Origin of the sequence: Tranquillimonas rosea, from assembly GCF_900111315.1 — a bacterium.
Classification (GTDB): domain Bacteria; phylum Pseudomonadota; class Alphaproteobacteria; order Rhodobacterales; family Rhodobacteraceae; genus Tranquillimonas; species Tranquillimonas rosea.
In genome coordinates this window covers 91049-112478 of record NZ_FOGU01000007.1, presented here as the reverse complement: position 1 = coordinate 112478, position 21430 = coordinate 91049, and the positions used below count along the sequence as shown (strand labels likewise).

Annotated in this window: 13 protein-coding genes; all 13 read right to left on the bottom strand. The window is 67.1% G+C overall.

Annotated features, from left to right (window positions below):
• Positions 1-2: 2 nt before the first annotated feature.
• On the bottom strand, positions 3-2375 hold the full coding sequence (gghA, locus tag BMZ25_RS13105) for a glucosylglycerol hydrolase (RefSeq protein WP_092694307.1): 2373 nt from the start codon (positions 2373-2375) through the stop codon (positions 3-5).
• 20 nt (positions 2376-2395) lie between these two features.
• The gene (locus BMZ25_RS13100; RefSeq protein WP_092694305.1) at positions 2396-4027 is read right to left on the bottom strand and encodes an alpha-D-glucose phosphate-specific phosphoglucomutase; all 1632 of its coding nucleotides are present in this window, start codon (positions 4025-4027) and stop codon (positions 2396-2398) included.
• A gap of 16 nt (positions 4028-4043) precedes the next feature.
• The gene (gene malQ, locus BMZ25_RS13095) at positions 4044-5933 is read right to left on the bottom strand and encodes a 4-alpha-glucanotransferase (protein WP_092694303.1); all 1890 of its coding nucleotides are present in this window, start codon (positions 5931-5933) and stop codon (positions 4044-4046) included.
• The gene (gene glgX, locus BMZ25_RS13090; protein ID WP_092694302.1) at positions 5930-8023 is read right to left on the bottom strand and encodes a glycogen debranching protein GlgX; all 2094 of its coding nucleotides are present in this window, start codon (positions 8021-8023) and stop codon (positions 5930-5932) included. Before glgX ends, malQ begins: the two co-directional genes overlap by 4 nt.
• Positions 8020-9456 (bottom strand): glycogen synthase GlgA, encoded by a 1437-nt coding sequence (gene glgA / locus BMZ25_RS13085; protein ID WP_092694300.1) that lies wholly within the window; start codon positions 9454-9456, stop codon positions 8020-8022. The genes glgX and glgA overlap by 4 nt, the downstream gene beginning before the upstream one ends.
• Positions 9453-10718 (bottom strand): glucose-1-phosphate adenylyltransferase, encoded by a 1266-nt coding sequence (gene glgC / locus BMZ25_RS13080; RefSeq protein ID WP_092694298.1) that lies wholly within the window; start codon positions 10716-10718, stop codon positions 9453-9455. The genes glgA and glgC overlap by 4 nt, the downstream gene beginning before the upstream one ends.
• 66 nt (positions 10719-10784) lie before the next feature.
• Positions 10785-12992: a 1,4-alpha-glucan branching protein GlgB gene (gene glgB / locus BMZ25_RS13075; protein WP_092694297.1), complete on the bottom strand. Its 2208-nt coding sequence runs from the start codon at positions 12990-12992 to the stop codon at positions 10785-10787.
• Positions 12993-13055: 63 nt separating this feature from the next.
• The gene (locus BMZ25_RS13070; RefSeq protein ID WP_092694295.1) at positions 13056-15431 is read right to left on the bottom strand and encodes a glycogen/starch/alpha-glucan phosphorylase; all 2376 of its coding nucleotides are present in this window, start codon (positions 15429-15431) and stop codon (positions 13056-13058) included.
• Positions 15432-15659: 228 nt separating this feature from the next.
• A complete protein-coding gene (locus tag BMZ25_RS13065) occupies positions 15660-16778 on the bottom strand; it encodes a 5-methyltetrahydropteroyltriglutamate--homocysteine S-methyltransferase (protein ID WP_092694293.1) in 1119 nt (372 codons plus the stop codon).
• Between the two features lie 19 nt (positions 16779-16797).
• Positions 16798-18495: a thiamine pyrophosphate-requiring protein gene (locus BMZ25_RS13060; RefSeq protein WP_092694291.1), complete on the bottom strand. Its 1698-nt coding sequence runs from the start codon at positions 18493-18495 to the stop codon at positions 16798-16800.
• Positions 18492-19850, bottom strand: a complete 1359-nt coding sequence (locus BMZ25_RS13055) for a TRAP transporter large permease (protein ID WP_092694289.1) — start codon at positions 19848-19850, stop codon at positions 18492-18494. Before BMZ25_RS13055 ends, BMZ25_RS13060 begins: the two co-directional genes overlap by 4 nt.
• Positions 19847-20371 (bottom strand): TRAP transporter small permease, encoded by a 525-nt coding sequence (locus BMZ25_RS13050; RefSeq protein ID WP_092694286.1) that lies wholly within the window; start codon positions 20369-20371, stop codon positions 19847-19849. The genes BMZ25_RS13055 and BMZ25_RS13050 overlap by 4 nt, the downstream gene beginning before the upstream one ends.
• Entirely contained in the window at positions 20371-21417 is a 1047-nt protein-coding gene (locus BMZ25_RS13045) for a TRAP transporter substrate-binding protein (protein WP_092694284.1), read from the bottom strand. The genes BMZ25_RS13050 and BMZ25_RS13045 overlap by 1 nt, the downstream gene beginning before the upstream one ends.
• Positions 21418-21430: the final 13 nt, after the last annotated feature.

Sequence of the window (21430 nt, the reverse complement as noted above, 5' to 3'; positions counted from 1 at the left end):
GATCAGGCGCCACCGCGCGTGAAGACCAGCCCCATGCTGTCGCGCATCACGATCGGTCCCGAAATGTAGTCCGGCCCGATATTCGGCGTGCGCAGCTGGCAGACCCAGCCCGCGCCTTCAAGGCCGGGTATGTCCAGCCGCAGGGGATCGAAATCCTCCGTGTCGCCGCCTTCCATGTGCGTGATCGTGTAGACCTGCCGCCCGTCCGGTCCGTGCCGCAGCGAGGTGAAGATCGTCCGCCCGTTCACCGGCTTGATGTAGTCGAAGTGATCCTCGGCCGTCAGGTTGCCGCGCAGCCACGGGTGGTCGCGGCGGAAGTTCCGCAGACCCAGCATGTACTGCGTCTGGTTCGGGTCCAGGGCGGAGACGCGGTTCGCGACATTGCAGTACTCGTGCATGTCGTCCATCCAGGCCCGCGCGATCTGCTTGAGGACGGGCACGTCGAAATAGCCGGGCCCGGCCAGCGGTGGCTCGACCTCGTTCAGGAGTTTGGCGATGTGGTCGAGATCGTAATCCGTCACCTCGACCAGCGCCGGCAGGAACTCGAGGAACCGCGCGAGGTCCGCGCGCGCGGGAAAGCCCAGCTCCTTGAGGCGGCGGAAATTGGCGGGAACGGAATAGGCGTATTCGTCGACCTGCCATTTCAGCGAGATCGCCTCTTCCGAAACGACCTTCACGCCGTACTGGTCGTCCTGGTTGCGGATGAAGCCCCAGTTCGCCCGCGAGGTGGCGTTGATGAAATCCATCGGCACGCCCGGAAACGCCGTGTAGGTCAGCATCGCGACCGCCGGGTTGTCATAGGCCTTGTCGAGGATCTCCATCTTCGTCTCGCCGAGACGGGTGTTGATGTTCAGCTTGGGGTTCACCTGCGTACCCCGCCGCAGCGTGTCGTGGTTGGCCGTGCCCGAGATCCAGTTCTCGCCCACGTCCAGCATCTCCTTGATGCGCCACCATTTCGACAGCCAGAAGCCGTAGATGAAGGGCGTGTTGTGGGCGAAGGTCAGCGGCCCCCACTGGAACACGTCCGGGTCGTCCTGCCCCTCGATCACCGCGCGGTAGGTCGAGCTCAGCTCCCAGTCCTCCTGCGGCCAGGGGCGGCCGTCCTCGAACACGAACCACGGCTTGTAGCTGGTGCCGGCCACGTTCTGCACCGTGTCGGCCATCGCCTGAAGATAATCGTCGTCGTGCCGCAGGGTCTGGGCGGTGTGGTCCCACCACTTGAAGTCCTGCGCCCCGTCGACGCGCACGCCGTCGGCGCCGAAATCCACCTTGCGCCGCTGCATCTCCAGCAGGATCGCGCGGACGGCCGGGTTCTTGTAGTCGAGGTTCTGGCCGTACATGTTCGGCCCGGCGAAGAAGTGCGGGTTCAGCGCCTTGAGGCCCTGGTTGTCGGAATGCCCGAACACTACGTCGAAGATCAGCATCTTCGAGCGGCCCGGGAAATTGTGCAGCGCCGCCGCGAAATCCACCAGCTCGTCCGGGCGCCCGCTTTCGAGCAGCACGGGATTCACTGTCGACATCCCCGAGATGACGATGTCGTAGCCCCAGTTGGTCGTGTCGGGCCGCGTCAGGGAAACCTCGACCTCCGTGTCGTCCCCGGTGATCTCGTGCCAGAAATCCGGCCCCATCTCGTAGACGGTCGTGGGCTCCACCGGCAGAAGTTGCACCGCGTCGTAGCCCAGGAACAGCTCGTCCATCGGGTCGCGGGGCAGATCGGCCTCCAGCCGCTCGGCCAGGCGCTCGAACTGGCGCGTCAGGCTGCCCAGCGTGCCGCCGGCCGTGGCGGTGGGAACGTGCAGCTGCAGGATGTTGACCGGCGGCTTGAACTTGTAGGGCTCATCGCCGCGCAAGGCCTCGAAATAGGCCTTGTCCTTCCGCGCCGCCTGCATCGAGCGCACGTCATACAGCTCGGCCGGGGCGAAGGCGCCGAACGGCAGGGAGGCGGCCAGAGGATCGAGGATGCGGTGCCACGTCTCGTCGGCATCGCGCCAGACAAGCGCGTAGAAGTCGCCGCCTTCCTCGCGCGTCCCCGCGCGCATCCCCTTCACCGCGGCAAAGCTGTGCGCCTCGTAGCGCGCCACCGGGACGTAGACCCGCTCGAACGTCACATCCTGGTGCGCGCGGGTCAGGTCCAGCGGCCCCTTGGGCGACAGCACCTCTAGGAACACGTCGCCATCGGGCACACGGTGGTCCAGCAGCTCCGGCGTCCAGAACCCGAAGGTCGCGACGTCGCCGTCCACCTGTCCGCCCAGCATCCGGGCGATCGTCTCGTGCGCCTCGAAGGCGGTGGGCGCCTCGGTGAGAATGGTCCTGCACTTGTAGGCCAGGCCGTCGGCCACGGATGTCTCGGCCGAAATCCGGTCTTTCAGTGCCATGCGATCTCCTTCTGGGTGGCTCAGGTACGGACGTCGGGCACATCGCGGCCCGTATACGTCTTGATCCCGGCGATCTCGTCGGCGGCGGCGATCATGTCGGCCAGCGCCTCCTGCGTGTCCATGTCGAAGGTCGACGGATCCGCGCCCTCGTCCTCGATGTAGACGCGCAGCGTGGCGCCCACGGTGCCGGTGCCCGACAGGCGATAGACGATGCGTCCGCCGCCCTTCAGGTTCACGCGCAGACCCTGCCCGCTCGCCGTCGAGCCGTCGACCGGATCGCGGTACGAGAACTCGTCCGCCGACTCGACCGTGCGGCCCGCGACGCTCTGCCCCGGCAACTCGTCCAGCCGGTCGCGCAGCGCGTCCATCATCCGGGTCGCGGCATCGGCGTCGACCGCCTCGTAATCGTGGCGCGAGTAGAAGTTGCGCCCAAACGCCGTCCAGTGCGCATGCATCACCTCGGCCACGCTCTGCCCGCTTTCGGCGAGGATGTTGAGCCACAGAAGCACCGCCCAGAGGCCGTCCTTCTCGCGGACATGGTCGCTGCCGGTGCCGGCGCTTTCCTCTCCGCAGAGCGTCGCGCGCCCGGCGTCAAGGAGATTGCCGAAGAACTTCCAGCCCGTCGGCGTCTCGTAGCAGTCGATGCCCAGCTTCTCGGCCACGCGGTCCACCGCGCGCGAGGTCGGCATCGAGCGCGCGACACCCTTGAGTCCGCCGGAATAGCCCGGCGCCAGATGGGCGTTCGCGGCCAGCACCGCCAGGCTGTCGGACGGCGTCACGTAGACGCCCCGCCCGAGGATCATGTTGCGGTCGCCGTCGCCGTCGCTCGCCGCGCCGAAATCGGGCGCCGAGCCCGACATAATCAGGTCGAGCAGATCCTTCGCCCAGATTGGGTTCGGGTCGGGATGGCCGCCGCCGAAATCCGGCTTCGGCTCGGCGTTCACGACGGTCCCTTCCGGCGCCCCCAGCCGCGTCTCCAGAATCTCGGCGGCATAGGGCCCCGTCACCGCATGCATTGCGTCGTAGCGCATGGTGAACCCGCCGGCGAAGAGCCCGCGGATCTTGTCGAAGTCGAACAGCGTCTCCATCAGCGCGGCGTAATCCTCGACCGGATCGACCACCTCGATCTCCATGCCGCCGAGCGTCGTCATGCCGGGGGCCGAGAGGTCGACATCGGTGGTCTCGACGATGGTGTAGGTCTCGATCCGCTTCGACGCCTCGAAGATGCGGTTCGTGACCTCCTCGGGGGCCGGCCCGCCGTTGGGCGTGTTGAACTTGACGCCGAAATCCTCGTCAGGGCCGCCGGGATTGTGGCTGGCCGACAGGATGATGCCGCCGTCGGTCTTGCGCGTGCGGATAAGGTTCGAGGCGGCCGGCGTCGACAGCAGCGCGTCGCGCCCGACGATCACACGCTGCGCACCCGCGGCCGCCGCCATGCGCAGGATGACCTGCGCCGCGCGGTCGTTGAAATACCGCCCGTCGCCGCCCAGCACGAACGTCTTGTCCTTCGCGCCGCCGATCCCCTGGAAGATCGCCGCGACGAAATTCTCGAGGTAATGCGGCTCCATGAAGGTGCGGGTCTTCTTGCGCAGGCCGCTTGTTCCGGGTTTCTGCCCCTCGATCGGGCGCGTCTCAATCGTCAGGCGTTCCATCACTGTCCCTTTATCTTCAACGTCCGGCGTCCTTCAGGATCGCCGCGGTGCGGGCGACCCGTTCGTCGTCGCCCAGGCTCTTTGCATCAACGGGCAGACGCCGCCTCCAGTTCGGATGATCGTGGATCGTGCCCGGCAGGTTCGGCTGCTCTTCGAGACCGAGTATATCCTCGATCTGCACCGCGACCAGCCGCGAGGGGGTCGCGCCGAGGAAGGCATGCATGCTGTCGACCCCCGCGCCGCCCACCGTCGCGTCCAGCGCGGCGACCTCCAGCGCGCGACCCTCGCGCGCTGCCGCAGCCTGTTCGGCGTCGAGACTGCCCAGGCGTTCGCGCCAGTCGATGTCGCGCGCCACGCGCCATCCCGCCAGCGTCGGCAGGTCGTGGGTTGCGAACGAGGTCAGCGCCGCCTCGGCGAACTCTCCGGCCCGTCGGAAGGCGCGATCGCCCGCGTCCCAGTCTCGCTCGAACACCGCGACACGGCAGCCAAGGATGCCGCTGGCGCTGAGATCCTCCTGCAGGCCATCGGGAATGTTGCCCAGATCCTCGCCGATGATCGTCGCCCCGGCGCGGGCGGCCTCGATCCGCGCAACGGCCAGCAGCGCCTCCTTCGGCATCCGCACGTAGCCGCCCGGCACGCCGTCTTCCGCCGGTTGCCAGAACGCGCGGTCGAAGCCGAGGATATGGTCGATCCGCAAAAGCTTGGCATACCGCAGCTGGGCGCGCAGGATCTCGGCAAGAGGCCGAAAGCCGCGCCGCGCCAGCTCGTGCGGGTTCAGCGGCGCGAGGCCCCAAGTCTGACCATCGGCCGAAAACGCATCCGGCGGCGCCCCGAGCGACACGCCCTGCGCAAAGAGCGTAGGATCGGCCCACGTCTCGGCCCCGCCGGGATTGGTGCCCACGGCAAGATCCAGATACAGGCCGTGCCGCATCCCGGCTTCTTCCCCGGCGCGGCGCACTTCGGCCAGCTGACGTTCGGCCCGGTATTGCAGCCAGGCGTGGAAATCGACGCGGTCGCGGTGCGCCTCTGCAAAGGCGACGATCTCGGGCGCGTCGGGCGTGCGGCAGATCGGCGGCCAGTCGGGCCAGTAGGGTCCGTGCACCTCGGCCAGCGCCTGGTGCAGAGCGAAGCGTTCCAGCGGCTCTCCCTCGGCGGCGCGCCAGGCGTCGAAATCGGGATCGGGACCGGACGCGGCCCACGCCTGCTCCAGCGCCTCTAGATGGCGGGGAGAGGCCTCGGCATAGTCGATCAGCGCATCGCCCGCCGGCACGGGCGCGTCAGTGTGGATGTGCTGGGTCGACAGCCGGCGGCGGCTTGAGGGCGAATAAGGGCTGAACGCCTCGGGGTCCGTGGGGAACCCGGCATGGATCGGGTTCACGCCGACGAAATCCGCGCCGTGACGGCCCAGCGAGGCCAGCGCCGTGGCGAGGTCGGAATAGCTTCCGATGCCGCCCTGCTCGGCCGTGCGCAACCCGTAGAGCGGCAGCGTCACGCCCCATCCCCGCTCGGGCCACGGCAGGCGTGCGGGGACCGAGAGAATCCAGCAGACATTGCCGCCATAGCGCAGCCGGTGGATTCCCAGCGGCAGCGGCTCCATCTCGGGGCCACGCCCGCTGCGGCGGCTGCCGTCCTCGAGATCGAGGCTCCATTGCAGACCGGCGGCCCGCTCCGGCAGATGCGTCGGCGCGTCGGCCTCGACCACGAGCCACTGGGGAAGATACCGAGTGGCCTGCGCGGCATAGAGCTGCCCCAGCCGCCGGTCCGGCCGCTCGGTCGTCTCGCCCATCGCGCGCAGCAGGGCACGGGCCGTCTCGGGCCCGGTGTCGTGCCGGGTGCCGGTGGAATCCAGGTACCACGGCAGGATGCCCATGTACTCGGCCAGGGAGGCCAGGTCGGCGTCGCTCATTCGTCCACCTCCAGCACCAGCACGGCGACCGAGTTCGCCGCGACGTTGACGCTGCCGTTGTCGGGCTCTCCGGGGCTCTGCTCGGGCCGGGCGGTGTCGATCTCCCACCACCAGCTCAGCCCCTTGGGCTGCTCGGGCAGGATGATCGTCTCGGCCGGGCCCGCGTTCAGCACGGCGAAGACCGCGGTTTCAAGCGCGGCATAGCGCGGCGTCCCCGAGGCGGTGCGCAGCTCGACGCAGATGCAAGCGGTGTCCGGATCCTCCCAATCGGCCGAGGTCATCGGCTCACCGTCCGGCCGGCGCCAGAACACATCCTCGATCCCGTCGATGGCGCGTTCGCGGGCATGCAGGAACAGCTTCTGCCGCAGCACCGGGTGCGCCTTGCGGAACGCGATCAGGCGGCGAGTGAACTCAAGGAAATCGCGGTCGGCGTTCTTCCAGTCGAGCCAGCTGATCTCGTTGTCCTGGCAATAGGCGTTGTTGTTGCCGAACTGGCTGTTGCCCAGCTCGTCTCCGGCCAGCAGCATCGGCGTGCCCTGCGACAAAAGCAGCGTCGCCATCATGTTGCGCTTGCGCCGGTCGCGGGCGGCGACGATCTCGGGATCGTCGCTGGCACCCTCGACGCCCATGTTGTCCGAGAAGTTCTCGCCATGGCCGTCGTTGCCGTTCTCGCCGTTGGCCTGGTTGTGCTTCTGGCGATAGCTGACGACGTCGTGCAGCGTGAAGCCGTCATGCGCGGTCAGCAGGTTCACGGACGAGGTCGCGGGCCGGCCCGAATGGTCGAACTGCGTGGCAGAGCCCAGCAGGCGGTCGGCGAGCATCGGGGTCACGCCGGGATCGTTGCGCCAGAACCGCCGGACGGTGTCGCGGAACTTGTCGTTCCACTCCATGAAGGGCGGCGGAAACGCCCCCAGCTGATAGCCGCCCGGCCCGATGTCCCAGGGTTCGGCGATCAGCTTGACCCGTGTGAGCACCGGATCCTGCCGCACCGCATCGAAGAACGCAGCCCCGCGGTCGAACCCGCCCTCGTCGACGCGGCCCAGGGTCGAGCACAGGTCGAAGCGGAAGCCGTCGACATGCATCGTCTCGACCCAGTAACGCAGGCTGTCCATGATCATCCGCAGCACCATCGGATGATCCACGTTCACCGTGTTGCCCGTGCCGGTGTCGTTGACGTAGTAGCGCGCGTCCTGCTCGAGGCGGTAGTAGCTTGCGTTGTCGAGCCCGCGGAAGGACAGCGTCGGGCCCAGCTCGTTTCCCTCGCAAGTGTGGTTATAGACCACGTCGAGATACACCTCGATCCCGGCGGAGTGAAAGCGCGCCACCATCTGCTGGAACTCGGCGATCTGCCCGCGGTCGAGGTATCGCGGCTCGGGCGCGAAGAAGCCGAACGTCTGGTATCCCCAGTAGTTCGTCAGCCCCTTCTCGACCAGGAAGCTGTCGTTCAGGAACGCCTGCGCCGGCAACAGCTCGACCGCCGTGATGCCCAGCTTCGTCAGGTGTTCCAGCATCGGATCGGACGACATCGCCAGGAACGTCCCCGGCGCGTCCATCTTGGGATAGCGCGCGGTCAGGCCCTTGACGTGCGCCTCGTAGATCACCGTCTCGGGGATCGGGGTGCGCGGCGGCGTGTCGTCGCCCCAGGAAAAGCTCGGGTCCTCGACGACCGAGCGCGGCATGTACGGCGCGCTGTCGCGGCTGTCGAAGGTCAGGTCCTTGCGCGCGGCGCCGACCTTGAAGCCCATGAGCGCGTCGTGCCAGTGCGGCTGCCCGGTGAGCCGCTTGGCATACGGGTCCATCAGCAGCTTGTGATGGTTGAAGCGGTGTCCTTCGTCCGGGCGATAGGGGCCATGCGCGCGGAACCCGTATTTCTGCCCCGGCCGCAGGCCCGAGACATATCCGTGCCAGACATCGCCGTTGCGTTCGGGCAGGTCGATGCGCGCGATCTCGTCCCGCCCGTCCCCCGAGAACAGGCACAGGATCATGCGGCGCGCGTTCTCTGAGAAGACGGCAAAGTTCACGCCGTCCCCGTCGAAGGTCGCGCCAAGCGGAGCGGGGCGACCCGCGCTGATCGGATAGCTTTGGCTCATTTATCCCGAAGAAGATCGTGGTAGAGAGCGGCATAGGCCGCCGCCGACACGTCCCAGCCCACAGGATGGCGCATCGCGTTGCGCTGTATCCGGCCCCAGACCTCGTGATCGGCAAAGAGGGCCGTCACCCGCGACAGCGCCCGCCCGAGCGCCGGCGCCGTGACGGGCGAAAAGGTCAGACCGGTGGCCACGCCCGCCCTGAGTGCGGCATCGTTGGCGGAGATGACCGTGTCGGCCAGTCCGCCGGTCTGGGCGACGACGGGCACCGTGCCGTAGCGCAGACCGTAAAGCTGCGTCAGCCCGCACGGTTCGAACCGCGAGGGCACGAGGATCGCGTCGCCGCCGGCGATCAACCGGTGGGCCAGCGCCTCGTCATAGCCGATGCGCACGGCGACGTTCGGATGCTCGGCGGCGATCTCCTGCCAGGCGACCTCCATCCGCCGGTCGCCCGAGCCCAGCATGCCAAGCTGTCCGCCCGCCTCCAGAAACTCCGGCAGCGCCTCGAGCAGAAGGTCCAACCCCTTCTGATGCGTCAGCCGCGACACGACAACGGCCAGCGGGCCGCCGCTGTCGTACAGCCCCAGCTCGGCCCTGAGCGCGGCGCGGTTCCGCGCCTTTCCGCGATGGGTCTTGTAGGTCAGGATCGCCGGGTCCGTCGCGGGATTCCACGCATCGAGGTCGATCCCGTTCAGGATCCCCGCCAGGTCCGAGGACCGTTCCGAGATGACGCCCTCGAGCCCCATGCCGAATTCCTGCGTCGTCAGTTCGGCGGCATAGGTCGGGCTGACCGTGGTGATCCGGTCGGCCGAGGTCAGCCCCGCCTTCAGGGCCGAGATCCGGCCCCAGTATTCGTAGCCTTCCGGCCGCCAGCCCTCTTCGGGCAGGCGCAGCTCGTGCCGCCGCTCGGCTGGGGCGAAGCCGTGGAAGGCGATGTTGTGGACCGTCATCACCGAGGCGCAGCGCTCGGCCGCGCCCATCTCGCGCAGGTAGAGCGGCGCAAACCCGGCCTGCCAGTCGTGGCAGTGCAGCACGCGGGGCACCCATCCGTCCTCGCCCCCCTCGGCCGCGAGTCGCGCGCCCATCCACGACAGCGCGGCGAAGCGTTCGGGATTGTCCGGCCAATCCTCGCCCTCGGCATCGAGATAGATCGAGCCTTCGCGGGCAAAGAGGTGCGGCGCGTCGAGAATGTAGAGCGACAATCCCCTGTAGGTCGCTGGGCGAAGGCAGGCGGCTCCGCCGAACAGGCCCGCCTCTTCCATCACCGGATCGCCGGGGGCGCAGGCGGTCATCACCGACGGATAGCCCGGCAGCATCACCCGCGTCTCGATACCCTCGGCCGCCAGGGCGTGCGGCAACGCCCCGACCACGTCGGCGAGACCGCCGGTCTTGATCAGCGGTGCACATTCCGAGGCGACCGAGAGGACGGGGATCATGTCGCGGCGGCCCTCGCGTCCAGCATCGCCTGGGTGATCAGCGTCACGCCCGTGTCCGTCACCCGGAACCACTTGGCATCCTCTTTTGGATCCTCGCCCACGATCAGGCCCTCCGGGATTTCGACACCGCGGTCCACAACCGCCTTGGTCAGCCGCGCGTGACGGCCCACCTCCACATACGGCAGCAGCACGGAATGGTCGAGTTGCGCATAGGAATTGGTGTGCACCATCGTGAACAACAGCGAATTGCGCACCTCGGTGCCCGAAATGATGCAACCGCCGGACACCAGGGATGACACCGCGGTGCCCCGCCTCTTCGCCTCGTCATGGATGAATTTCGCCGGAGGAACGGACTCAGAATAGGTCCAGATCGGCCAGTTCTTGTCCCAGAGATCGAGGTCGGGCGTAAAGTTGGTTAGGTCGATATTGGCTTTCCAATAGGCGTCGACCGTCCCGACGTCGCGCCAGTAGGCGGGCGCCGAGGGGTCGTGCTTGACGCAGCTGTCGGTGAAGCGGTGCGCCTGCGCCCGGCCGTTGCGGACGATGTAGGGAATGATGTCGCCGCCGAAATCGTGCTTGCTCTCGGACTCTTCGGCATCGTTCAGCAAAAGCTCGCGCAGGTACGACCACTTGAAGACATAGATGCCCATCGAGGCCAGCGTCTTGTCGGGGTCGCCGGGCATGCCCGGCGGATCGGCCGGCTTTTCCAGGAACGAGGTGATGCGCAGGCTGTCGTCCACGTCCATCACACCGAAGGCCGACGCCTCTTCGCGCGGGACGGTCAGGCAGCCCACGGTCACGTCGGCGTTCGTTTCGACATGCTCTTCGAGCATGACCTCGTAGTCCATCTTGTAGATGTGGTCGCCCGCGAGGATCAGGATGTACTCGACGTCGTAGCTGTCGATGATGTCGATGTTCTGCGTTACCGCGTCGGCGGTCCCGACATACCACTTGTCCTCGCTGACCCGCTGGCTCGCCGGAAGGATGTCGAGATACTCGTTCCGCTCGGCGCGGAAGAACGACCAGCCCCGCTGACAGTGGCGGATCAGGCTGTGGGCCTTGTACTGCGTGGCGATCGCCATCTTCCGGATGCCGGAGTTCAGCGCGTTCGACAGAGCGAAGTCGATGATGCGGGATTTGCCGCCGAAATAGACGGCGGGCTTGGCACGCATGTCGGTCAGTTCCCGCAGGCGGCTCCCCCGCCCCCCCGCGAGCACGAAGGCCATCGTCTTGCTCGACAGCCGTGCATTTGGTCTCGCCATGTTTCTGTCCCTCCCCTCAACTGGCCCTGCCGGACCGGTGGCGACATCGCCCAAAGGAGGGCGGCGTCATTTCTCGTGCACGAAGATCAGCGTCGAGAGCGGCGGCAGCACGACGGTCGCCGATGCCGGCTGGCCGTGCGACGGCGTCTCCTCCGCCGTGATCGCCCCCATGTTGCCGCGATCCTTCCCGCCATACAGGGCCGCATCGGTGTTCATCACCTCGCGCCAGCGCCCGGTCTGCGGCAGACCGATGCGATAGGCCGACCGCTCGACCGGCGTGAAGTTGCAGGCGACCATCACCTCGGCATCCTCGAAGCTGCCGCCGCGCCGGATCCATGCGAAGACCGAGTTCGCGTCGTCGTCGGCCACGACCCACTGGAAGCCGTCCTTGTCGCAATCCTTGACGTGCAGCGCGGGATAGGCGCGGTAGACCGAGTTCAGGTCCCGCACCAGCCGCCGCATGCCCTCGTGCGCGGGATCGTCGAGCTTCGCCCAGTCGAGCCCGGTGTCGTGGTTCCACTCGGACGGCTGCGCGAACTCCTGTCCCATGAACAGCAGTTTCTTGCCTGGATGCCCCCACATGAAGCCGTAATAGGCGCGCAGGTTCGCGAATTTCTCGGACGGCTCGCCGGGCATCTTGCCCAGCATCGACCCCTTGCCGTGCACGACCTCGTCGTGGCTGATCGGCAGGATGAAGTTCTCGGAAAAGGCATAGTGCAGACCGAAGGTGATCTGGTTGTGCCGGTATTTCCGGTTGATCGGGTCCTGCTTGATGTAATCGAGCGTGTCGTTCATCCAGCCCATGTTCCACTTGTAGCCGAAGCCAAGACCGCCTTCGGAGACAGGGTGGGACACGCCCGGATACGACGTGGATTCCTCGGCCGCAGTCATGATGCCCGGCGACTGGGAATAGGCGATCTCGTTGACCTTCTGCAGCGTGTCGATCGCCTCGTAGTTCTCGCGCCCGCCGTCCTTGTTGGGTACCCACTCGCCCTCGCCGCGCGAATAGTCGCGGTACAGCATCGAGGCCACGGCATCCACGCGCAGGCCGTCGACATGGTACTCGTCCAGCCAGTAGAGCGCGTTCGACACGAGGAAGTTGCGCACCTCGGTCCGGCCGTAATTGTAGATCAGTGTGTTCCAGTCCTGGTGGAAGCCCTCGCGCGGGTCCGCATGCTCATAGAGATGCGTGCCGTCGAAATAGCCCAGCCCGTGCGGATCGGTCGGGAAATGGCCGGGCACCCAGTCCATCAGCACGCCCAGACCTTTCAGGTGGGCCGCCTCGATCAGGTCGCGGAACTCGTGCGGGGGGCCGTGGCGGATCGTCGGCGCGAACAGGCCCACCGGCTGATACCCCCACGAGCCGTCGAAGGGGTACTCGCTGAGCGGCAGGAACTCGATATGGGTAAAGCCCATGTCGTAGACGTACTCGACCAGCTGCTTGGCGGCCTCCTTGTAGGACAGGGGCCGGTTGCCCTGGTCGGCAAAGCGCTTCCACGAGCCCAGGTGCACCTCGTAGATCGAGATCGGCGCACTCACAGCGTTGCGTCCGGCCCTGCCCGCCATCCAATCGTAATCCTCCCAACCATAGCCGCGGATGTCGCGGACCACGCTGGCATTCTGCGGCGGGTGCTGGCTGCCGAAGCCGACGGGATCGGCCTTGAGCGGCTGCAGCGCGCCGTCCGCGCCGAGGATCTCGTACTTGTAGACCGTGCCCTCGCCGAGGCCGGGGATGAAGATCTCCCACACGCCGGTCATGCCGCGCTTGCGCATCTGATGGCGGCGACCGTCCCAGAAATTGAACTCGCCCACCACGCTGACGCGCTGCGCGTTCGGCGCCCAGACGGCGAAGTGCGTGCCGTCGACTCCCTGGTGCTGCATCACGTGCGCGCCCAGGGCCTGCCAGATGCGCTGGTGCGTGCCTTCGCCCAGGTAGTATTCGTCATGGGCGCCCATCACCGGGCCGAAGCGATAGGGATCCTCGTATTCCCAGCTCTGGCCGTCGGAGGTATGTCCGCGCAACCGGTAGCGGGCGCCGTGGGGGATGTCGCCGGAAAACACCGCGCGGCCCTTGGCGAGCCGCTCGAGCGGGTGTTCGATCCCGTCCACCACGGCGCACATCCGATCGGCGCCCGGATCCATTGCCGTCACGCGGGTCGCTTCGCCGGTATCCCGTGGTCCCAGGACAGCGAAAGGGTCGTCGTGCCGTCCCTCGTCCAGACGGCGGATCTGGGTGTCGTCCAATGTCGCGGCGCCGGTCGGTGTCGATGTCATATGACCACCCTATTGCTTTTCGCTACCGTCTCAACAGGCTTGTCCGCTGCCTGTTCCCGCCGCTCATGCCAGCGCGGATGACGCTCTCCACACGTCCGACATGTATCCGCGGATCGTCCTGTCGGAGCTGAACCAGCCCGACCGCGCGGTGTTCAGAACGGCCATGCGCGTCCAGGTGTCGCTGTCGCGGTAGGCGGCGTCGACCTCTCGCTGCGCGCGCCAGTAATCGGTGAAGTCCGAACAGACGAGGAAATAGTCCTTGCCGCTCAGGTCGTCGGCGATGGGCTTGAACCGCTCGGCATCGCCGCCCGAGAAGGCGCCGTTGCGGATGGCCTCGATCGCGCGGGCCAGGCGCGGATCGGCGGCGATGGCGTTGGCGGCATGCTCGGGGTCGGCGCGACGGGCGACGACCTGCGGCTCGGTCATGCCGAAGAGGAAGAAATTGTCTGGTCCGACGAGGTCGCAGATCTCGACATTCGCGCCATCCAGCGTCCCGATCGTCAGCGCGCCGTTGAGCGCGAACTTCATGTTGCCCGTGCCGCTCGCCTCCTTGCCGGCGGTGGAGATCTGCTCGCTCAGGTCCGCGGCGGGGATCAGCTGCTCGGCCAGGCTGACATTGTAGTTCGGCGGATAGACCACCTTGAGATACTTCGAGGTGACGGGATCGTTGTTCAGCACCTCGGCCACCGAGTTGATCAGATAGATGATCTCCTTGGCGAAGTAATAGCCCGGCGCCGCCTTGCCGCCGAAGATCTTGACCCGCGGCGTCCAGTCGCCGTTCGGGTCGTCGTGGATTTCCTGCCAGAGCGCGATCGCCTCGAGGATGTTGAGGTGCTGGCGCTTGTATTCGTGGATCCGCTTGATCTGCACGTCGAACATCGCCTCGGGGTCCAGCTTCACGCCATGGGTCTTGGCGAACCAGTTCGACAGCTCGGCCTTGTTCGACCGCTTGGCGGTGTCGTAGTCGCCGCGGAAACCGGAATCCTCGGCCAACGGCTCGAGTTCCTTCAGCTGCTCCAGGTCGTCGACCCAGTTCATGCCGATCTTGCCGGAAACCAGCGAGGACAGGCGCGGGTTGGCGGACAGCACCCAGCGGCGCGGCGTGACTCCGTTCGTCTGGTTGACGATGCGCTCGGGATGCAGCGCGTGCAGTTCCTGGAACACTGTCTCCTTCATCAGTTCGGTGTGCAGAGCCGAGACGCCGTTGACGTGGCTCGCCATGGTGAAGGCCAACTCGCCCATCTTGACGTCGCCGTTCTCGACCATGGCGACCGTGCGCGCGGGGTATTCCTTGGCGTGCACTTCGTCGATCTTGCGGATCAGGTCCATGTGGCGCGGCAGAAGATCGCCCATCAGCCCCTCGGACCAGCGCTCCAGCGCCTCGGGCAACAAGGTGTGGTTGGTGTAGTTCAGGCAGCCGCGCGCGGTCTCGATCGCGGTGTCCAGAGCCATGCCCTTTTCGTCGTGCAGGATGCGCACCAGTTCCGGCCCGGCGATGGCGGGGTGCGTGTCGTTCAGCTGGATCGCCACCTTCTGCGGCAAGAGCGACAGGTCGTCGTATTCGCTGTCGAACCGGCGGACGACATCGCGCAGCGACGCGGCGGTGAAGAAATACTCCTGCTTGAGCCGCAGCCGCTTGCCGTCCTCGGTGGTGTCGTCGGGATAGAGCACGCGGCTGATCGTGCGGGCCGAGGCCTCGGGCTCGGCGGCGCCGAAATAGTCGCCGCGGTTGAATGCGCCCAGATCGAAGCCGTGCACTGCGCGCGCCTCCCACAGACGCAGCGTGTTGGCCCAGCGGCCGCGCCAGCCGATGATCGGGGTGTCGTGCGCGGTGGCGACGACCGCCTCGTCGGGAGACCAGAGCATGCGTCCGCCCTGCTCTTTCACGCTGCCGCCGAAGCCGATCTGGAACGCCGCCTCGGGACGCTCGAACTCCCAGGTGTGGACCTGCTGCAGCCACTCCTCCGGCGCCTCCTGCTGGCGGCCCTCGAAAAACGACTGCTTGAACAGCCCGTGTTCGTAGCGGATGCCGTAGCCATAGGCCGGCGTCCCGATGGTCGAGAGCGATTCAAGGAAACACGCCGCAAGCCGCCCAAGCCCGCCATTGCCGAGCGCTGCGTCGGGTTCGTCCAGCATCACCGTCGTCAGGTCCTGGCCGAGCGCGTTCATCGCCTCGCCCGCCTCGTCCAGCAGGCCGATATTGACGATCGCGTCCTCAAGAAGCCGCCCGATCAGGAACTCCATCGACAGGTAGTAGACCCGCTTGGACTGCTTGGCATACGCCGCCTTCGTCGAGGCGAACCACGGATCGACGATCCGGTCGCGCACGGCATAGCTCAGCGCCAGCCGCCAATCGTACACCGTGGCCGTCCCCGCGTCCTTGCCGAGCGAGTATGTCAGGTGACGCAGGATGGCGTCGCGCAATTCGGGTGCGGTCATCGGGGAAACCCTTCTTGGCTGACCGACGGGCGCGGAACCCGGCGGCTCACTTGCGTTGCGTGGCCCGGAGCGTGTGCCCCGGCGCGCGGCGGCTCGTCACACGTCCACCGGCGCCCTCCCCGGACGCTTATCTAGGGCTCTCGATCGCTTCGCAAGCGCTTTGGACGGATTTTGGCGTTCTTTCGCGCGAGGGTGGCGGGGCGATCCTGCCCCGCCCGCGCCGTCGGATCAGACGCCGCCCCAGACGGCCTCGGCCGTCTTGACCACCAGTTCCAGCTTGCGCTTCTGGTCGTCCAGCGTGATCGCGTTGCCCTCTTCGGTCGAGGCAAAGCCGCATTGGGGCGCGATCCCGAGTTGATCGAGATCTGCGTATTTTGACGCTTCCTCGAACTTGCGCTTGAGCCCGTCCATGTCCTCAAGCTCACCGGTCTTGGTGGTGATGAAGCCGGGCATCACGCGCTTGGTGCCCTTGGGCAGGATCGACAGCGGCTCGAGCCCGCCGGCCCGGTCGGAGTCGTACTCCATGAAATAGATGTCCACGTCGGTCTTGTTGAAGATCGCGTCGGCCACCTGGTCGTAGGCCCCCTCGGCCGCGTGGGTCGAGCGGAAGTTGCCGCGGCACATGTGCATGCCGATGAACATGTCGCGCGGCCGGTCCTTGATCGCCTCGTTCATCATCCAGGCGTAGCGGTCGATCAGCCAGTCGGGATCCTGCCCCTGCTCCTGCTTCTCGGCCCGGTGCTTGGGGTCGCAGAGATAGGCGAAGAAGATGTCGTCCATCTGAAGATACCGGCAGCCGGCCTCGTAGAACTTGTCGACCGCCTTCTTGTAGGTCCGCGCCAGCGCGTCGAACATGTTCTGCGGATCGTCCTTGTAGGCCTGTACGTGGATGTCGTCCTGCGCCACGCGGAAATGGCTGGCCGACGGGCCGGGGATCGAGATCTTCGGCACGACGTTCGTGTGGTCCTTCACGAACTTGAAGTGCTCGAGCATCGGGTGATCGTCGGGGAAGTCCAACTCGGAGGTGATGGTGGGGAAGATCGGGCGCAGCTTGACACCGGCGAACTGCGCACCCTGCTCGGGATCGCGCTCGTCCAGGTCCAGCCCCGTGAGCATGCCCATGAAGTCGTAGTGCCAGAACGACCGGCGCGCCTCGCCGTCGGTCACCGCCTTCAGGCCGACATCCTCCTGCATCTTGATGATCTCGGGGATCGCGGCGTCCTCGGCGGCGCGCAACTCTTCCACCGGAATCGACTTCTGCTCGTAGAACTTCTTGCGTGCGTCGATCACCGGTTGCGGGCGCAGCAGGCTGCCGACGTGATCGGCGCGGAACGGCGGTGTGGGCATCGTGTTTCTCCTTCTCTTCCTAATCCGGCAGGGTCTCGACCTCGATAAGGGCGAGCGTGCCGTCTCGTGTCGCGGCGAGTGCGCGGTCGATGGCGTCCGGCAGGGCGTCGCGGTCGCGCACCCGCTCGGCCCAGGCGCGGCTGGCGCGGGCCGTCAGCGTGAAATCGGGTGATGGGGCCAGGCCCGTCAGGGGCATGCGGTTCGCCCGCGCGGCGTGGCCGTCGGGATAAAGCTGCGCAACCGAGCCGCGGACCGCGCCCCATTCGGAATTGTTCAGCACGACGATCAGCGGCGCCAGTCCCAGCGCCTCGGCTACCTGGTGGCAGGCCGTGGGATTGGCGAACATGTAGCTGCCGTCCCCCATGGTGGCGACGATGTCGCGCTCGGGCGCTGCCAGCTTGGCCCCCAGGGCGGCGGGAAACGAAAAGCCCAGCCCGCCGGAATGCGGTTCCTGGAACCAGCTGTTGTGCTCGCGCCGCTCGATCGACGGCAGCGGCACGCCAAGTTCCGAGAACACGGTGGAGAGGCGCCCGCGCAGCGCCGCGCCAAGGCAGTGACCGACATACGCCTTGGTGATGCCGGGCGCGTCGGCGATGGCGGCGGCATGATGACGCTGGCGGGTCCTGCCCGCGGCCGCGTTGAGCCGCGCCTGTCGCACGGCGATGGCGTCCTCGTCGCGCGGCCGCCGCTCCATCGCGGCGATCAGCGCCGGCAGTGTCGACGCGGTCTCGCCGGCGAGCGACAGGTCGGCCCGGAACGTCCGCGCCGCCGCGCGCGAGAACAGCGGATCGGGCCCGACCTGGATCACCGTCGCCTCGGGGTTCAGGGCGTGTTCGTCCGGCCACCAGGGCGCGAGGCTGTCGAGGACCACGACGACATCCGCCTCTTCGAGCCAGGGCGACGGGTCGCTGCCGACATGGCAGGGATGGTCGGTCGGGATCGCCAGCGCCGTGGGCCACCAGGAGCACACGGCGATGCCCCAATCCTCGACCCAACGGGCGAAGGCCGCGAAGCTGTCCGCATCGCCCGCACCGCGTTGCGCGATGATCAACGGTCGCTCGGCCGCGGCCAGCAGGTCGGCCGCGCGGTCCAGTGTCCCGGCCTCGGGGCCGATGGCGACGGCCTGCATCGACGAGGCGGCGTCGATCTCCTCGGCCTCGACCTCTTCGCACAGAACCTCGCGGGGGAGCGACAGGTAGACCGGACCCTTCGGCGTCGAGGCGGCAATGGCATGGGCGCGGTCCAGCATCGGGCGCACCTGCTCGGGATAGCGCAGCTCGTAGTCCCACTTGGTCGCCTCGCGCACCAGACCGGCCTGGTCCAGCATCTCCTGCCCCCAGCCGATGGGCACGGTGCGCGCACCGAAACGGCCGCCCTCGGTCACCGGTGTGCGGCCCGACATCATCAGCATCGGCACATGCTCGCACGCTGCGTTGAGCGCACCGATGGCCCCGTTCGCGAGACCGACATTCGTATGCAGCATCACCGCTTGCGCCCGCCCCGTCATCAGGTAGGCGCCGTGGGCCATGCCCATCGCGCAATGCTCGTGCGGGATTGTCAGAGCCAGCGGCAGTTCCGCGCCCTCGGCCGCGGCTTCGGCGAGCCCCTCGATCACCGGCGGGAAATCGGTGCCGGAATTGGCGAATACGAAATCTACCCCCAGCGCCTTGAGGCGCGGGAAGATTGCTCCGCCGGCCGTCAGTCGCGCACCGCTCATCCCGACAGGACCCCCGGCAGCCAGAGCGTCAGGGCCGGGAACGCCAGCAACAGCGCCACTCGGAACATCTCGGCGATGAAGAACGGGGCGACGCCCTTGAACGTCTCGATCATCGGCGTGTCCTTGGCCAGCGCCGAGATGACGAAGACATTCATGCCCACCGGCGGCGTGATGAGTCCGAGTTCCACCACGATCAGCGCAAGGATGCCGAACCAGATCTTGAGGTCCTCGGTCGACATGCCGAAACCGGCGCTGTCGGCGGTAGCGTAGACACCGCCGTTGATCTCGCTCAGCACCGGCCAGAAGAACGGGATGACCAGCAGGATCATCGACAAGCTGTCCAACAGGCATCCCAGCAGGATCAGCGCCATCAGCAGGAGCAGCATGACGGTCATCGGCGCAAGGTCGCTGGCCAGGATCCAGTCGGCGGTCGCCTGTGGCAGACCGATCCGGGACATGAAGATCTTCATCAGCTCGGCGCCAAGGAGGATCAGGTAGATCATGCCCGTCGTCCCGGCGGTCTCCTTCAGCGCCTGCACCATCGGCCCCGGCCCGAGGCTGCCGCGCAGCATGCCGTAGATCCACACCAGCGCCACGCCGACCGCCGCCGCCGGGGTCGGGTTGTAGAAGCCCGCGTAGATGCCGCCCAGCACGATGCCGAAAATCACCAGCACCGGGATCACGCCCAGCGTCGCGGCCCGGAACTCGGCCCGGTCCGCCGCGCCGCCCTGCGGGCCGGCATTCGGCCAGATCGTGACATAAGCGGCGATCGTGAGGATGAACAGTATCACCGCCAGCACGCCGGGGATCAGAGCGGCGGCGAACATCGTGACGATGTTGGCCTCGACGATGATGGCATAGACGATCAGCACGACCGACGGCGGGATCAGGATGCCCAGCACCCCGCCGGCCGCAAGAGAGCCGGTCGCGAGCGCGCCCGAGTAATTGAAGCGCTTCAGCTCGGGCAGCGCCACCTTCCCCATCGTCGACGCGGTGGCCAGAGACGACCCCGCGACGGCGCCGAACCCGGCGCAGGCGGCGATGGCGGCCATCGCGGTGCCGCCGCGCAGCCAGCCCAGCCACGCATTCGCGCCTCGGAACAGCGCCTGGCTGAGCCCCGTGCGCGCCGCGAGCGCGCCCATCAGCACGAACATCGGCACGACCGAAAGGTCGTAGATCGAGAACTGCCCGTAAGCCAGCGTCTTGAGCTGGCTCATCATCAGGGCCGGCCCGTTGATCAGCGTGATGCCGACGCCGCCGACAAGGATCATCGCATAGGCGATCGGCATCCGCAGCGCGATCAGCACCACCAGAACGGCCAGGCCCAAAAGACCCAGCGTCACGGGATCGGTCATTCGCGCCCCCCGCCCGCGGCACGCGCCCCGGTTTCCGCCAGCGTCAGGACCGATGCGACCGCCAGCAGCGCCAGCGAGATCAGGATCGGGATGAACGCGACCCAGATCGGGAACTGCAGGATCGCCGTCTCGTAGCCGTATTCGCGCTGATCACTCATGCCCACCGACATCCGCCACAGCAGCAGAAGCGCGAAGAGCAGCGCCACGACCGACGCCGCCAGCTTGAAGATCGCGATCCAGCGCGGCGACGCGTTCTGGGTGAAGATATCGGCGGTGACGTTCGCGTCGGTCATCTGGCAATACGGCAGGAACGCGAAGGCCGCGACGGCCACGCCGATCTCGGTCATCTCGAAGTCGCCCGGAAACGGGTGGCCGAATATCGCACCGACGACCGAGACGACGTTCATCACCACCACCGCCAGCAGCGCGACGCCGCCCAGCAGCGCCCAGCCCGTGATGACGGCGGCGGCCGCCCCGGCAAGTCCGGAGCGGCCCTCGCGCAGGCCTGTGCCTGCCGCCATCAAGATCCGCCTTCGGTGTTTTCCTGCACCAGCGACCGCGCCTTCTCGACAAGGGCGGCCCCGTCGATACCCTTGGCGGTAACCTCTTCGATCCAGCGATCGACCACCGGGGTCATCTTGTCACGGAAGGCCTGCGTCTCTTCGTCGTTGAGCATGATGTGGGTGTTGCCCGCATCGGTCGCGATCTTGAGGCCGACATCGTCCGTATTGTCCCAGATGTCGCCGACTTCGCCCCACCAGTCGCGGTCCGACGCGTCGCGGAAGGCCTGCTGGATGTCTTCGGGCAGGCCGTCCCACCGGGCCTTGTTCATCGTGACCTGGAACGTCGTCGTACCGAAGCGCTCTTCGTCGGCCATCTCGATCTGGTACTGGGTCTGGTCCTGAAGCTTGAGCGCCGGGACGATCTCGAACGGGATCAGCGCGCCGTCGACAACCCCCTTCTGCAGCGCCGGCGGCAGCTCGGGTACCGGCATCGCCTTGGGATTGCCGCCGAGCGCCTCGATCACCCAACCGCCGGTGCGGGTCGGGATCCGCAGGTTGAGGCCGGCGAACTCCTCTGGCGTGCGTACCTCGGTCTCGGCCGTCTGCAGCGCCTGTCCCGCGTGGGTGTGCAGGAACATCACCTCGACGCCCTTGTAATCCTCTGCCAGATCGCTCTCAAACATGTCGTGGAGCGCCAGGTTGGCCGCCCGCGGATCGTTGTAGAACACCGTCGGCAATTCCATCACCTCGGTCCGCGGAAAGAGACCGGGGGTATAGCCGTTGACCGTCCAGATCAGGTCGACGACCCCGTCGCGCACCTGGTTGATCAGTTCGGGCGGGCGCCCGCCAAGCGTCATGTTCGGATAGATCTCGATCGCGACCTGCCCGTCCGAGTTCTCTTCGACCTGACGGGCCCAGGGCTCCAGCATCTCGGTATGCGCGGCGGCCTGCGCCGGCAGCAGATGGTGCAGCTTGAACGTGTATTCCTGCGCCTGTGCGGCACTTGCCACCGCGATGGCCGCGGCGACGCTTCCAAACGTCAGTGCGAACTTGCTCAATCTCATACCTTCCTCCCTG